The organism is Duganella zoogloeoides, assembly GCF_034479515.1.
In the GTDB taxonomy this organism is placed as follows: domain Bacteria; phylum Pseudomonadota; class Gammaproteobacteria; order Burkholderiales; family Burkholderiaceae_D; genus Rugamonas; species Rugamonas zoogloeoides.
The window spans coordinates 2,018,395-2,033,410 of record NZ_CP140152.1 but is presented as its reverse complement, the minus strand read 5'-3'; the positions used below and the strand labels follow the sequence as shown (position 1 = coordinate 2,033,410).

General features: G+C 65.4%; 12 protein-coding genes. 5 read left to right on the top strand and 7 right to left on the bottom strand.

Features of this window, described 5'->3' with window-relative positions:
- Nucleotides 1-49: 49 nt before the first annotated feature.
- The 3 genes from SR858_RS08990 to SR858_RS08980 are packed head-to-tail and all read left to right on the top strand — an operon-like array spanning nt 50 to nt 3,436.
- Nucleotides 50-1,135 (top strand): sensor histidine kinase, encoded by a 1,086-nt coding sequence (locus SR858_RS08990; RefSeq protein WP_322534531.1) that lies wholly within the window; start codon nt 50-52, stop codon nt 1,133-1,135.
- Complete coding sequence (locus tag SR858_RS08985) at nt 1,123-2,082, top strand: LytR/AlgR family response regulator transcription factor (protein WP_019922422.1); 960 nt, start codon at nt 1,123-1,125, stop codon at nt 2,080-2,082. The genes SR858_RS08990 and SR858_RS08985 overlap by 13 nt, the downstream gene beginning before the upstream one ends.
- A 55-nt stretch (nt 2,083-2,137) precedes the next feature.
- On the top strand, nt 2,138-3,436 hold the full coding sequence (locus tag SR858_RS08980) for an acyltransferase family protein (protein ID WP_019922421.1): 1,299 nt from the start codon (nt 2,138-2,140) through the stop codon (nt 3,434-3,436).
- Here the strand turns inward: SR858_RS08980 and SR858_RS08975 are convergent.
- The 3 genes from SR858_RS08975 to SR858_RS08965 all read right to left on the bottom strand — a co-directional run bounded on the left by SR858_RS08975 (nt 3,328) and on the right by SR858_RS08965 (nt 8,450).
- Nucleotides 3,328-4,740 (bottom strand): glycosyltransferase, encoded by a 1,413-nt coding sequence (locus SR858_RS08975; protein ID WP_019922420.1) that lies wholly within the window; start codon nt 4,738-4,740, stop codon nt 3,328-3,330. The genes SR858_RS08980 and SR858_RS08975 overlap by 109 nt on opposite strands.
- Nucleotides 4,741-4,820: 80 nt before the next feature.
- Nucleotides 4,821-7,445: a penicillin acylase family protein gene (locus SR858_RS08970; RefSeq protein WP_019922419.1), complete on the bottom strand. Its 2,625-nt coding sequence runs from the start codon at nt 7,443-7,445 to the stop codon at nt 4,821-4,823.
- Nucleotides 7,446-7,511: 66 nt separating this feature from the next.
- Nucleotides 7,512-8,450, bottom strand: coding sequence for a bifunctional helix-turn-helix transcriptional regulator/GNAT family N-acetyltransferase (locus tag SR858_RS08965; protein ID WP_026637389.1), 939 nt, complete (start codon nt 8,448-8,450; stop codon nt 7,512-7,514).
- 149 nt (nt 8,451-8,599) lie between these two features.
- Here SR858_RS08965 and SR858_RS08960 point away from each other — a divergent pair, with 149 nt between their 5' ends.
- Together SR858_RS08960 and SR858_RS08955 are read left to right on the top strand one after the other, a co-directional pair.
- Nucleotides 8,600-9,097 carry a GAF domain-containing protein gene (locus SR858_RS08960; protein ID WP_019922417.1) on the top strand — a complete coding sequence of 166 codons (498 nt, stop codon included), beginning with the start codon at nt 8,600-8,602 and terminating at the stop codon, nt 9,095-9,097.
- Nucleotides 9,090-9,491 (top strand): DNA-binding transcriptional response regulator, encoded by a 402-nt coding sequence (locus SR858_RS08955; protein ID WP_019922416.1) that lies wholly within the window; start codon nt 9,090-9,092, stop codon nt 9,489-9,491. Before SR858_RS08960 ends, SR858_RS08955 begins: the two co-directional genes overlap by 8 nt.
- A gap of 10 nt (nt 9,492-9,501) precedes the next feature.
- Here SR858_RS08955 and SR858_RS08950 read toward each other — a convergent pair whose 3' ends face one another.
- The 4 genes from SR858_RS08950 to SR858_RS08935 form a co-directional block, all read right to left on the bottom strand.
- Nucleotides 9,502-10,440 carry a LysR family transcriptional regulator gene (locus SR858_RS08950; RefSeq protein ID WP_019922415.1) on the bottom strand — a complete coding sequence of 313 codons (939 nt, stop codon included), beginning with the start codon at nt 10,438-10,440 and terminating at the stop codon, nt 9,502-9,504.
- Between the two features lie 64 nt (nt 10,441-10,504).
- The gene (locus SR858_RS08945) at nt 10,505-11,479 is read right to left on the bottom strand and encodes a glycoside hydrolase family 43 protein (RefSeq protein WP_019922414.1); all 975 of its coding nucleotides are present in this window, start codon (nt 11,477-11,479) and stop codon (nt 10,505-10,507) included.
- A 109-nt stretch (nt 11,480-11,588) separates the two neighbouring features.
- Complete coding sequence (locus SR858_RS08940; protein ID WP_019922413.1) at nt 11,589-13,964, bottom strand: glycoside hydrolase family 127 protein; 2,376 nt, start codon at nt 13,962-13,964, stop codon at nt 11,589-11,591.
- The gene (locus tag SR858_RS08935) at nt 13,961-14,983 is read right to left on the bottom strand and encodes an arabinan endo-1,5-alpha-L-arabinosidase (protein WP_019922412.1); all 1,023 of its coding nucleotides are present in this window, start codon (nt 14,981-14,983) and stop codon (nt 13,961-13,963) included. The genes SR858_RS08940 and SR858_RS08935 overlap by 4 nt, the downstream gene beginning before the upstream one ends.
- Nucleotides 14,984-15,016: the final 33 nt, after the last annotated feature.

Below are 15,016 nucleotides of genomic sequence, written 5' to 3'. Positions count from 1 at the left end.
CGATTTCACCAACAAGGTGGGTTTGACAATGTGCCAAGAATGGCCAATCATGGCCGCCATGTCCGCCAAGTTCCAGAGTCGCACCAGGCTCAACCTCGCCATCGCCTGGCTCCTGTTCTGGAGCCTGATGACAGCTACTGCGATACAGGAATTCATCCGCAACGGTGGCGGCGCGCTGTGGAAACCGATCTCGTGGGAGGCGACCTCGTTCCTGGCAGTGACCTTGCTGCTCTACCTGCAGCGCCGCTACACCGCCCGCCACGACGACCTGGTCGGTTCGCCGGTGCGCTGGTTCGCGCGCCAGCTGGTATGGCTGCCCGTCTACTGGGTGGCCTTCACCCCGCTCGCCTTCGGCATGCGCCATCTGCTGTACGGCATGGCGGGCGATGTGTACACGCACGAAGCCTGGCCCGAGGTGCTGCTGTACGAGAACGTCAAGATGACGGTGTTCTTTTTCATCTTCGCCACGATTACCTTCGGCATCCTGTCGTACCACGCCATGCTCAGCGAAAAACTGAGACTGGAACGGGTGAACGCCTCGCTGCGCGAAGTACAGTTGCTGCGGCTCACCCAGCAACTGCAACCGCACTTCCTGTTCAATGCCCTCAACACCGTCTCGTCGCTGATGCACACCGACGTGGACCGTGCTGACGCCATGCTGATCCAGCTGGCCGACGTGCTGCGCGCCACGCTCGACGTGGGTGAGCAGCACCAGGTGCCACTGTCCACCGAACTGCGCCTGCTGCGCGGCTACGCGGCGTTGATGGCCGAACGCTTCTCCGACCGCGTCAGCATCGCCTGGCAGATCGACCAAGCGTTGCTGGACTGCCCGGTACCGGTGATGAGCCTGCAGCCGCTGCTGGAAAACATCTTCAAGCACACGGTGGAACGGCGACGCCAGCCCACCGCCATCGCCATCACCGCGTACCGCGAAGACGGGTTGCTGGTGCTGCGGGTGGAGGATGATGCGGGGCGGTTGGCGGCGGCGAGTGACGCTGGCGACAACACCGGCATCGGTGTGCGCAATTTGCGCGAGCGCCTGGCCACCGGGTACGCTGGCGGTGCAACGTTCAACCTGATCCAGCTTGCGCCTGCCGGCGTGCGGGCGGAGATGCGGCTGCCATGCGGATCCTGATCGTTGACGACGAGCGCCCGGCGCGCGACAAGCTGCGGCGCCTGCTGGAGCAGGAGCCGGACATTACCGCCATCGGCGAAGCGCGCGACGGCGTCGATGCGCTCGAACAATTGCCGGCGTTCGCGCCCGACCTGCTGCTGCTCGACATCCAGATGCCGGAAGTTAACGGCCTGGACGTGGCGGCCTCGCTGCCGGTCCCGGCGCCGCTGGTGGTGTTCGTGACCGCTTACGACGACTACGCCATCCGCGCCTTCGACGCCAACGCCATCGACTACCTGCTCAAACCCTACGACCAGCAGCGGCTGCGGCGCGCGCTGGACCGCGCCCGCGCACGCTTGGCGCAAGGTGCGCTTGCACCGCCAAGTGCTTCGCCATGCCCTGCCTTGCCACAAGCGGACTCGTCGTTTTCTGCCTCGCCGCTTCCTGCCTCGCCGGCCCGTTCGCTGTCCACGCGTTCAACGCCGGTTAATCCGGTCATGCCAGCCGCAGCAGCATCGCCAGACACGCCACCACCCCTGCCCGCCCCGATGCAACTGCTGGTACCCGAACGCGGCGGCATGCGCGTGGTCCGGGTACAAGACATCCAGTGGATCGAAACGGCCGACAACTACGTAGTGCTGCACACGGCCAACGGTGGGCCGTTGATGCGCCAGACCCTGGCCGGCCTGCTCGCCAAGCTCGGCCCGCGCTTCGTGCGCTGCCACCGCCGCGCCGCAGTGCAGCTGGACTGGGTGGCCGGCATCGAAGCGCTGGACAAGGGTGACGGAGAGTTGATATTGCGCGGCGGCGCCCGGGTGGCATGCTCGCGCCAGTTCCGCAGCGACGTGGTGGCGCGCCTGCAGGCGGACGCAGCGTCGGGAGGCGGCGCACCTGGCGCACCTGGCAGTTCCAATAATTCCAACTCGCCCCACCGGCATCCCGGTTCGCCCCACGACGCTGGACCCTGAGTGGACGGCCGCATAAGCTGGCTCCATCGAACCACGCATCCCCCACGGAGCCAGCATGCACAACCACCAACGCCTGTATTTTCTCGACTGGATACGCATCATCGCCTTCCTGGTGCTGATCCTTTACCACACCGGCATGTACTACGTCAGCTGGGACTGGCACGTAAAAAGTCCCGATGCCGGCCATGCCATCGAACCGCTGATGATCCTGTCTGCGCCGTGGCGGCTGGGCTTGCTGTTCATGATCTCGGGCGTGGCCACCGCCTTCATGCTGGGCAAACTGCACGTCGGCAAACTGATGGCGCAGCGCAGCTGGCGCCTGCTGGTGCCGCTGGCCTTCGGCATGCTGGTGATCGTGCCGCCGCAAGCGTACTTCGAGGTGGTGGAAAAAGTAGCCTACCAGGGCGGTTACGGCGACTTCCTCAAGCTGTACATGACCAGCTACGACGGCTTTTGCCGGGGCGACGACTGCCTGGCCATGCCGACCTGGAACCACCTGTGGTTCGTGGCCTACCTGTGGGTGTACACGATGGTGTTCGGCGCGCTGGCCTGGATGGCGGGCAAACGCCTGACGGCGCTGTCGAACCTGGCAGGCCGCGTGCTGGCCGGCTGGAAGCTGGTGCTGCTGCCGGTGATCGTACTGGTAGTGGCCCGCTTGACGCTTTCCGCAAGCTACCCCAGCACCCACGCCCTGGCTGGCGACTGGTACAACCATGCGCAGTACTTTTACCTGTTCGTGCTGGGCGCGCTGCTGGCCAGCCAGCGCCACGTGTGGCAGGAAGCCGACCGCCTGCGCTGGACCTCGCTGGGCATGTGGCTGGGCAGCTGGGCGATCCTGGTGGTGTGCTACATCATGCCGCACGAACTGATGCACAGCCCGGCCGTGGCGCCGTGGCGCCCGGTGATGGGGGCAATCTATAGCCTGAACCAGTGGGTGGCGATCCTGACCGTGTGCGGTTATGCCCACCGCCACGTACGCGCCGACAGCGCCCCGCGCCGCTATTTGACCGAAGCCGTCTTCCCCGTGTACATCCTGCACCAGACCCTGATCGTGACCATGGCACACTGGTTCAAGCCGGTCAGGCTGGCGCCGGCCGTGGAAGGCGCGGTGCTGGTGATCCTGACCGTGACCATCAGCTTTGCCGTATTCGAGCTGGTGCGGCGGGTGGCGGTGCTGCGCCCCTTGTTCGGGCTGGGCAAGATGCAGCGGACGGTGCGGGGCGAGAACCATGTCCAAGCCCCCGCTCAGGCCAGCGAGGCGCTGGCGCCCCCATGGCTGGCTACCTTGCCTGCAAGCTCGCTGGCACCGTCAGAAGCCACGTCGGCGGCCACCCCGGCCAGCACCTGCGCATAGACTGCCATGTGGCGCTGCGCCACGCGGCGCCAGGTGTAGTGGCGATGGGCGCGGCGCCAGCCCTGCACGCCGAGACTGCGCGCCTGCGCCGGGTTGGCGTGCAGGCTGGCCAGCCGGCCGGCGAGCGCTGCCGGATCGCGCGGCGCGACCAGGTAGCCGGTTTCGCCATCGACCACCATGGCGTCGATGCAGCCAACCGCTGCCCCAACAACCGGCGTGGCGCACGCCATGGCCCCCAGCACCGCTGCACCAAAAGCGTTGTGGCACGGCGTCGCAATGCAAACATCCGCCGCGCTATACCAGTGGCGCAGCGCGGAAGCCGGCTGCGGCCTCACGAAAGCAATTTCGACATCAAGCCTGCCTGCCAGGTCGCGCAGGCGCTGAAACTCGCTCACATGCGCTCGCTGGTGCCACTGGAGCAATGGGGGCGACTGATTGGGCGGCTGCGATTGGGATGGCTGCTGCGACCGGGTTGACTGCGGCGTCTCGCATGGCTGGCGCGACGGCGCTGCATCGAGCGGGCGCGCCAAATGGCTATCCTCGTCCGGCACAGCCGCGCCGAGCACCAGCAGCCGCGCTGCCACCGCGTGCCGGCCGGCCAGTTTTGCCATGCCCTCGATGGCGGTGTCGATGCCATGCCCGGGCGCCAGCCGCCCCACGTGCAGCGCCAGAAAGGCATCCGTAGGCAGCCCCAGCACGCCGCGCGCGCGCAGCCGCACCGGCCAGAACAGCGCAGGGTCGAATCCGCCGGGCACGATGTCGATACGGGGGGGAGCCCGGCCCGGCACGCCTTGCAGTGCGTCGCGCTGCTGTCGGCACAGCACCAGCACGCGGTCGGCATTGTCCAGCGATTGTTGTTGCAAGGCGACCGCCGCCGCGCCGCCCTGCTGCGCCGGAAACGCAGACAGCGTGATCACATAAGGCACGCCCAGCGTGCGCCGCAGCTGCTGCGCCGCGCAACCGGACGACGGGTCGCAGGCGTGGGCGATGTCGTAGCCGCCGCGCTGGCGCCGCGCAAAGCCCGCCATGAAACGCCCGAACTGCTCGATGAACGGTTGCATGTGTTCGGACGCCAGGACAGCGGGCGGACCGGCCGGCACGTGGATAATGCGCACATTGGGCCGCCAATAATGGACCTGGGGCTGCTCGATGCGGTCGCGGCGGGTGAAGATATCGACCTGGCAGCCGAGCGCACCCAGTTCCGAACCGAGTTGCGCCACGTAAAGGCCGAGGCTGTCGCAATCGACACTGCGATTGACGGCCAGCGGCGAAGCATACGAACTGATGAGCGCAATTTTGAGCATGGGGAGAACTCCTGGTTATCATGCTTGGAGTTCCACTGTGACCGCCCGGTTCCGCCTGCGTGAGCGTGATTAGATCTGGATCAAGGTCGGCTGAAATGCAGCGTATGGACAGGCAGGCCCGGCAGAAGCGGCGTGGCCCGTCCCGCCACCCAGTCGTCGCGGCCATCGAGAAAGTATGGCGACAGCGGATGGCCGCCCTGGCCGCCTGGCATGTTGAACACGCCCTCTTCCTCGCGCCCCGGCGCCACCGTCAGCCGCTCGGATGCGCCAAAAGTGGGGCCCGCCACGCGCGGCATGTGCTGGTCGCCGGCCAGCATGTCGGGCGCCACTTTCAGATAGCGCCCCAGCACCGGTATCGATGCGGCCATCGGATGCGCGCTGGCGGCCGTGTTGCGCTGGCCCCAGGTGGCGTCGGCCAGGCGCCGGCCGTCCTGCGTCAGATCGGCGATCACGCGGTCCAGCGCCGCCAGTTGCACCGCGTGCCAGCTGGCGAATCCGGGCGGCAGCCAGGCCGGCGGTTGCGCATCGAGCAGGCGCGCCACTACCACCGGCCAGCGCGCGCTGGCTGCCGCCATGCCGGCCTTGGGATCGAGGGCGGACAACTGCTGGTCGGCGCCGCCATACAGGATGTCGAACAGCGCGTACATATAGCCGCGCGTGAGACGGTATGCCACCGAATCGACGCTGGCGTGGCCGGTCCAGGTGGACCGCAGCAGCGCCAGCGCCTCGGCGCGCAGCGACTGGCCGGCCACCGCTTGCGCATCGAGCGCGGCGATAGCCCGGTCGCGCCACGGCGCCAGGAACAGCGCGCGGTCGTCGAGCGCCACCGCGCACACCTGCCTGACGCCGGTGCGCGGGCCCAGCGCGGTCAAGCCGTCGCGCACCTGGCGCGAACGCGCACCGAGGTCGTAACCACCATCGCCCAGCAGCGCCGCGCCGGCCCCATTCAATTGGCGGCTGTTGGCGGTAAACAGCTGGCCGCCGGCCGGATCGATCAACCTGGGATATTCGTCCGCCGCCAGCCAGCCTCGCCAGGTACTGGCCATGTCGCCGGCGCGCAGCGGATAGCTGGCGTCGGTGGCGCGGGTGGTGCCGGCAGGGTTGGCAGCGCTGGGAGCGTTGGTGGCGTTGGTGGCGTTGGTGGCGTTGGTGGCGTTGGTGGCGTTGGTGGCGCCGGCAGCACTGCTCACGCGGCGCGGAATGCGGCCGGCAATAGTCCAGCCGATATGGCCGCCGCTGTCGCCTGCCACCATGTTCTGCGCCGGGATGCCGAGCGTGGGCGCCAGCGCCAATGCCTGCTCCACCGTCGCCACGCTTTCGAGCAAATGCGCACGGACATTGACAGCGCCCGGCTGGTGCGCGGTCCAGCGCACCGCGTAGGTTTTGCCGCCGACCTCACGCAGCGGCCCGAGCGAGGTATCGCGCACTGTCAGTGTATGGCTTGCCTGTCCCTTGACGATGATGGTTTCGTGGTGGACCACCGGGGTCTCCAGGCCAGCCGGGGTACGCAGTTGCCCCGAATGGGCCGCGTCGGCATCGACTTCGACCAGGTCCAGGTAGTCGCCATAACTGTTGGTAAAGCCCCATGCCACCTGGCCATTGCTGCCGACAACGACCACCGGCGCGCCGGGTAATGTCACGCCCACCACGCGGCGCTGTCCACCCTTGCCGTCGGCGAACTGCAAGGCGGCGCGGTACCAGATCACCGGCAGTTGCAGGCCGAGGTGCATATCGTTGGCGACAATGGCCGCGCCGCTGTCGCTGCGACCGCCGGCCACCGCCCAGTTGTTGCTGCCAACGGTGTTGAGCCAGTCCGTCGGCGCTTGCACAAACGATAGCGTCGAGGCGGTGGACGATTCGGCTAACGTCGGGACCAGGGCGATGGACGATTCGGCTAACGGCCCCGTCGCGGGGACGGCCGAAGGATCGGCCAAAGCGAGGCGGCGCGGCGTCTGCAAGCCTTGCCCGCGCGGACGGCCCCACCATGCGGGCGCGGTGGCGGGGATCGGCGCTTCGTCGCCGGTGACGGTTGCCGCGTCGAGCGGCGCATCCCACGCGGTGAACGCCGGCACCAGGAAAGCGCGCTGGGCATCATCGGTGTGGTCGCGCAGCCAGCCGCGCGCCAGTTCGCGCGGCATCTGGTTGCCCTGCAAGTCGAAATACATGGCCCAGATCACCAGCAGAGAATCGGCGGCGCGCCACGGACGCGGCGCGGCGCCGGTGAGCACATACTCGAACGGCCTGGCGCCGAGCGCACCCAGGCCGGCGTTGACGCCGTCGGTGTAGCGTATCAACAGCTGCTGGTCGCCGGCCGGCAGCGCGGCCAGCGCCAGGTCGGCGCGGGCGCGCAGGCGGTGCAGGCGGTGGGCCTGGTCGGTGGGCAGCGCGCGCGGTCCGAACAGCTCCGACAGCTCGCCGGCCGCCACCCGGCGCAGCAGGTCCATCTGGAAGTAACGCTCCTGGGCGTGCACGAAGCCGGTGGCATACGCCACATCGAGCCGGCTCTCACCGCTGATGACAGGCACGCCATGCCGGTCGCGCGCCACGCTGACCGTGCCGTGCAAACCGGGCGCCAACCGCGTGCCGTCCAGCGCGGGCAGGCTGGCGCGCAGGTACAGCCAGCCACCGGCCACTGCCAGCAGCATCAGGCACACCACGGCCAGCAGCACCCGCCCCGGCCACTTCCACCACCGCTTGTTGCGCATACGTCCCCGCGACCATGATTGATATGCCGGCCAGTGTGCCAGAGCCGCGCCGGCCGGGCAATCGCGTCAGAGATCGAGTTCCCAGGTTTCGTTGACCATGTCCTTGCCGAAGGCGTGCACGGCTTCCTCCGCCACCAGCACGTAGCCCTTGTTGCGGTAGATATGGCGGGCCTCGGCCTGCTGGTCGGTGGTCCACAGCCGCACTTTTCGATAGCCGGCAGCGCGCGCGTAACGGTGGCATTCATCCACCAGGCGCGAACCGAGGCCGTGGCCGCGCGCCGCATCCTCCACCAGCAGCAGCCGCAGCTTGGCCACGCCCTCCTCGCCGCTGCGCGCCAGCGCGATCGAGCCGACCGGCACACCGTTCATCTCCGCGATCCAGCAACGCTCGCGCGCCGGATCAAAGTTGTGCTCGAAGTCCGCGCAAATCTGGCCGACCAGCGTCTCGAAGCTGGCATCCCAGCCCTGCTGCGTTGCATACAGCGCGCCGTGACGGCGCGTGATCCACGCCATGTCGCCGGGACGGTGCGTGCGCAGCACGAACGGCTGTGCGTATTTGAGGGCGCCATCGGTGTCGAGCAGCGTGCGGATGGTGCGCATGGCGTCGAGCATGCGCAACTGGTCGGCGTCGTCGAAGCGCGCCAGCAGGTCGCCCACTTCCTCGCGCGAGCGGCGGTCCAGCGGCTCGTACACGGCGCGTCCGTGGTCGGTCAGGTGCAGCAGCTTGGCGCGTCCGTCGGTGGGAGACGGCACCTTGGCGACCAGGCCTGCCGCCTCGAACCCCGTGACGATGCGGCTCAGATAACCACGATCGAGCCCCAGGTCGCGGCACAGCGCGGCCGATGGCTGGTCGCCGTGATGGGCCAGTTCGTACAGAACGCGCATCTCGGTCAGGGTGAACTGGCTATGCAGCAAACCCTCGCGCAGCACGCCGATCTGGCGCGTGAAAAATCGGTTGAACGACCGCACGGCCGCGACGCGGTCGTCGCTCACTGGTGATGACATTGGAACTCCGTCAAATGAATTGCCAGCAATTGTCGAACATATTGCTGACTGAGTCAACAAAACACCTTTGCGTACCATGCACCGTTTATCGCGAGGCAGTGTTAAAGTTGACCGAACATGACCTTCTGGCCGCCGCGCCCCGACCGCCCATGCTTGCAGCACCGATACCCGCCAACGACAAGGAACGCCTGGCTGCGCTGCGCGCGCTGCTGATCCTCGATACGCCACCGGAAGAACGCTACGACAGGATCGTGCGCTTCGCGGCCGAAGAATTCGGCGTGCCGATCGCGCTGCTGTCGGTGATCGATGAAAATCGCCAGTGGTTCAAGGCCCGCGTGGGGCTTGATGTGTGCGAGACCCAGCGCGACATCTCGTTTTGCGGCCACGCCATCGTGCAGCCCGATATCTTCGTGATCGAGGACGCCCGCCAGGATCCGCGCTTTGCCGACAACCCCATCGTCACCGGCGAGCCGCGCGTGATTTTCTATGCAGGCGCGCCGCTGCTCGAACCTTCGGGCCACGCCATCGGCACGCTGTGCCTGATCGACCACGAGCCGCGCACCCTGGACGCCACCGAACTGGCGATCCTGGCCAGCCTGCGCGACCTGCTGCAAGAGGAATTATCGGGAGGAAATGAACATGCCTGAACGTCCACGCAATCCGATCAACATGCTGCTGGTGGAAGAACAGCCATTGCTGCGCAAAACCGTGTCGATGACGGCCCGCTCGCTGGGCATGGGTACGGTGCACGAGGCGGCGACCGCCGAAGCGGCCGAAAAACTGCTGCGCGAACGCAGTTTCCAGGGAGCGGTGATTTCGCTCGAATGCGGCGCCTTTGGCGGCGCCGCCCACAATTTCACGCTGCTCGACCGGGTACGCGGCGGCATGTCGGCCAGCCGCGCAACCATCCCGATCGCCGTGATGGTGGACCATCCGACGGCGGCGCTGCTGCAGGAATTGCGCAGCCGCGATATCAGCCGGGTGATCGTGAAACCGTTCCGGGCCAAGGTGCTGCTCGATACGTTCGCCAGCTTCGGCTAGGCGGCAACCCTCAGTAAATCTCGCGCGCCACTTCGCGCACATACCGCAACAACAGCTCCGCCCCCGGCGACATCAGGTGACCATCGACCATGATGATGCCATAGGCATCCATCCGGCACGGCAGCTCGATCGGCAGGATGTTCAACACCCCCTGCGATTCGTAGTACTGGGCCACCGCCACCGGCATCACGTTCAGGGCGTCGGTCTGCTGCAACAGCGGCTTGATCATCAGCACCGCCGTGGTGTCGATCACGTTGAACGGCACTTCCAGCCCGGCGCGGCGGAACATCAGTTCGCAGCGCGCGCGCAGGATGCTGCCTTGCGGTGGCAGGATCCACGGCTGCGACGAGATGTCGCGCAGCTGCAGGTTGCGCGCTGCCAGCAGCGGGTGGCCGGGACGCACCACCGCGCATGCCGGCTCGTCGCCCAGCTCTTCGTAACTCAGGCCCTGGGCGCTCTGGCGCTCGGGAATGCGGCCGATCATGAAATCGAGGCGGCCGCGCTGCAACTGCTCGAGCAGCACGTTGGACTGCTCCATCTCCACGCCGATGCGCAGGCGCGGCGCGGCCTGCTTGGTGCGCGTGATCGCCTGCGGCAGCAGCGCGATCCCCGGCGTCATGATGGTGCCGATATCGACCTGGCCGGCCAGGCCGGCCTTGATGGCAACGATGTCCTCGTGCGCCAGCGACAGGCTGGTGAGCGCCATGCGGGCGTGACGTATCATGGTCTCGCCGTAGATGGTCGGTTCCATGCCGCGCGGCAGGCGGTCGAACAGCTGCACGCCCAGCATCTCTTCGAGATCCTTCAATTGCTTGGAGGCGGCCGGCTGCGTCATGTGCAGCTCTTCCGAGGCGCGATGGATGTTGCGCTGTTCGTCGAGCGCGATCAGGAGCAGCAGCTGCCGCGTCTTGAGGCGCGCACGTAAAAACCAGTTTGGGTTTGTTTCCATAGGAAAATGATATCACAAACGGCATAGATTTTTAGTCAACACCGTTCGTTTCGATATCACTCGCTTACTTGCCGCAAGCAGGGCTGGGGTTGGCTGCTGGACCCTCCTTGGTCTGCTTGATGTACGGGATGGTGCCATCGGCGTTATAGGTGAACTCTTCCACCGCCACCGAGCGGCGGAACTCGCCACCGCCGGGCAGCTTGTCGTTGTGGTACACGATGTACGACTTGCCGTTGAATTCGATGAACGCGTGGTGGATGGTCTTGACGATTTTATTCTTCGACATGATCACGCCGCGATACGTCCACGGACCGGTGGGGCTCGGGCCGGTCATGTACGCAGTTTCTTCCGGATACTCGCGCGAGTACGACAGGTAGTAGATGCCGTTGCGCTTGTGCAGATACGGCGCCTCGGTGAAGCGGTCCATGCCCACGGTGACGATCGGGCCGTCGAGCTCCATCATGTTCTTTTTCAACTTGGCGTACTTTAGTACCGTGTTACCCCAGTACAGGTAAGCCTGGCCGTCGTCATCGACGAATACGCCCGGGTCGATATCGTCCCAGAAAATCGGCGACTCCTTGGTCATGTCGTTGGTGACCAGCGCCGAACCGCGCACATCGACAAACGGACCTTCCGGCTTGTCGGCCACGGCCACGCCGATGGCGCGGCCGGGAATGGTGGCGTGATCGACGGTGGAATAGAAGTAGTATTTGCCATCGCGCTTGACGATGTCCGAGGCCCAGGCGTCCACTTTACCGATCGCCCACTTGAAGGCGGATGGCTTGAGCGGCACGCCGCGGTCGGTCCAGTTCTTCATGTCGCAGCTCGAGTACAGGCGCCACTCCTTCATCACGTAATCCTTGTCCTTGAGCGTGGCTTCGTCGCGGCCCACGTACAGGTAGGCCACGCCGTCTTCCACGAAGGCGGCCGGATCGGCGGTGAAGATTTTAGGGAACAGCGGATTGGCGGCGTGGGCCACGGTGGCGGCGGCGAACGCCACGCCGGCAGCAACGATGGCGGCAATTTTCTTCAGTTTCATGTACAACTCCTAAGTCTCCGAATGGCTCGTATGGTTAGCTCGTATTTATCGAGCAAATACTAAGGGCTAGGGAAATATCTATCCAATCACATTTTGCGCTTGTTCGATATCATTTCGGATATAGCCTGAGCAGCCGCAGTCCGTACAAGCCGCCAGCGATCGACCCCGGCTTGGCCACGAACTTCACCACCAGCTTGCCCTTCGCCGCTGCCACCAGCGCCGGCGGCAGCGCATAGTCCACCGTGTAGAACGGCTGCGCGGCCTGGTCGTCCAGCACCACTTCCGCCAGCAACTGGCCGTTGACGACGATGTCGAACTTGCGGCCGGCATCGCCCCTGGCGTAGGTCAGGCGCAACGCACTTGCTTCTCCCTTCCTGTCGGTGAGGTCGTAGCTGAACCAGCCGGTCGCGTGGCGCCAGTGCTTGCCCTGGTTGATCCCGGCCTCGCCGCCGTCGGACTTGAAGAAGTGATCGGACTCGGGCTGCTGCTCGCCCGGCGCCACCTGGTCGATGGTGAGCGCATTCAAGGCCAGCCGCTCCTTCTCCCCTTCGGCCGCCCTGGCCTGCATCGCCTGCAGGTTGGCCGGCGTGGAGTACGGCCAGTACATCACGTAGCGCGCATCGTGCAGGCGGAAGAACGGCATGAAGACCACGCTGCCCACGTCTTTACCTTGCACCAGTCCCGGTGCGGTAAATGTAAGCGAACGGCCCGGCACCGGCTTGAAGCGGTCCATGAAGTCCTTGGTGTCGCTCACCAGCGTGGGCGCCGACTCCAGCGGGCACATCGGACCGGAAGCGATATGGCCCATGCGCGAATCGTCGGCCAGGAAGCTGAGCTTTTCATTGGCGATCGGCGCGGTTTTCGCGGCCAGCACGATGGGGCCGTGCAGCACGGCGTAGTAGTTCGACTTGTCCGGCATCTGTTCCAGCCAGGTGGTCATCGGCAGCCTGACCTCCACCTTGTCGCCGCTCTTCCAGGTGCGCTCGACGCTGACATAGCTGTCCGCGCCCGGCTTGGCGGCCACCGTCTTGCCGTTGACCGTCACCCGCATGGCGCCGCGCGCCACCCACGACGGATAGCGGATCTTCATCGCGAATTTGCCGTTGCCGGTCACGGTAATCGTGCTGCTGTCCCGGTCCGGGAACTGGTTGGTCTGGGTGATGGTGAGGTTCTTCTCCTTCCACTTGAGCGTGGACGGGATGAACAGGTTCACGTACAGCGCATCCTTGCCGTGGGCGTAGATGAACTCACCGTACTTGGCGTGGCTCTCGATGCCCGAACCCACGCAGCACCACATGCCCTTATCCACCTGCGAATACACGCGGTAGTGGTTGGGCCGCATCGGCGTGAAATATACAAAGCCACCGGTATCGGGCCGCTGCGACGACAGGATGTGGTTGTACAGCGCACGCTCGTAGTAGTCGGTGTACGAACCTTTCGCGTCGCCGAGGAACAGCATCTCGGTGAGCTTGAGCATATTGTACGTATTGCAAGTCTCCGGCCCCTCCACCTCGTCGATCATCGACGTGAAATCGTTGGCGTCGTGGAAGTGCTCCTTGACGCTGTTGCCGCCAATGGCCACCGTGCGGTGATCGTGTACCGTCTGCCAGAAGAACTGCGCGGCCTGCTGCCAGTCGCGCCGGCCCGTGATGTCGCCGATGCGCTTGAAGCCGATCACTTTCGGGATTTGCGTGTTGGCGTGCAGGCCGGTCAGCTTGTCCTTTTTTTCCTCGAGCGGGCGCAGGATGGCCTGGTGCGAGAATCGCACGGCCAGGTCCATATACTTTTTCTGCCCCGTCATCTCGGCCACGTCGGCCAGCACTTCGTTCATGCCGCCGTGCTCCGCGCGCAGCATGTTCTGCATCTGTTCGTCGGTCAGGTGCGCGCTCAGTGCCAGCGCCCAGTCGGACAGCGCGACCAGCATGGTGCGCGCATCCTCGTTACCGGCATATTTGTAGGCATCGCGCAGGCCCGCGTACACCTTGTGCAGGTTGTACCACGGGACCCATTTGCCGTTGACCGAGAAGTTATCGGCTTTCATTTCACCACGGGCGATGGCCTGCCACACGGCGCTGCCCTCGGGGATGCCGCCGATATAGCCGTTGCCGTTCTTTTCCTGGCAGCGCTTGAGCTCCGCCACGAAGTAGTCGAGCCGCTGCTTGACTTCCGCATCGCCGGTGGATGCATACATCAGCGCCAGCGCCGACAGGTAATGGCCGCCCATGTGGCCATCGAGGCCGGTGGACTCCCAGTTGCCGTACGTCGGCTTTTTCAATGGCAGACCCGCCTCGCGCAGGAACGGCGCCAGCAGGCGGTCCGGTTCCATCTCCATCATGTAATGGAGGTCGGTCTGCTGCGCTTCCAGAAACGGGCTGGCGCCCAGGCGCACGTCCTGCAGCGGGAACAGTTTCAGAGGCGCCGCATGGACGACGCTCGATACCGCGATCAGGGCTGCGGCGGCCAGCAGGCGAAGCTGGTATTTCATTTGGCGGGCAGCTGCACGCTGCGGTAGTTGTTCAAGTCAGCCTGGTCCACGGTGGGCCAGCCATTTTTGTCCCATTTCATTTCCATGATCTTCAGCTTTTGCAGATAGTTATCGGCTGTCTCGTACGCGTGCAGCACCAGGTAGTCCTTGCCGTCGAAGGTGTAGGCGCTGTTGTGGCCCAGGCCCTTCCAGTCCTTGTCGCCGGCGATCACGAGCGAACCGCCGCCCTTGACCATGTCCACGCCCTGCTTGTCCAGGTAAGGGCCCTTGACCGACTTCGAGCGCCCCACCACCAGGTGGTAGGTGCTGTCGGCCTTCTTGCAGCACAGGCCGAAGGAGGCAAACAGGTAGTAATAACCGTTTTTCTTGAAGATGTACGGCGCTTCGATTTCGGCAGGACCGGCGGACTCGCCGGCCACCTTGTCGCTGCGCGGCCGCGCGGCGATCGCGTGCCACTCCTGCGGCTCGGCCAGGCCGGTCAAGTCCTGATTGAGCTTGACCAGCTTCAGGCCGCTCCAGAACGAACCGAACGACATCCACGCATCACCGTTTTCATCTTCGATCACATTCGGGTCGATGGCGTTCCAGTCGTCGCGCACCGGCACCGATTGCAGCACCATGCCCTGGTCTTCCCAGCGGTAGTCGGGCGAACGCGGATCGAGCGTCTTGTTGACGGTAACGCCCATGCCGGAGGTGTTCTTGCCGAAACCGGAGACGGAATAATATAAATAGTATTTGCCATTATGGTGCTGGATGTCCGGCGCCCAGATATGGTCGTCGAACGTCGGCGCGGCGCGCTTGGCCCACGTGGGCTGGCCGGCGAACACGCGCCCTTCCGGTTTCCAGTTCTTCATGTCCTTCGAACTGTAGAAGGTGATGCCGGGGCCGGTGGAGAATACGTAATACGTATCCCCTTCCTTCGCCATCACGGGATCGTGGACGCTGACTTCCTTGGCGGTGGACGGGAGTGCTGCCACCGTGGCGGCAGCGAGGATGATCGAAGAAATGAGAGACTTCATGTAATGCCTTTGACTGAAAGCCCCCGCCATTGC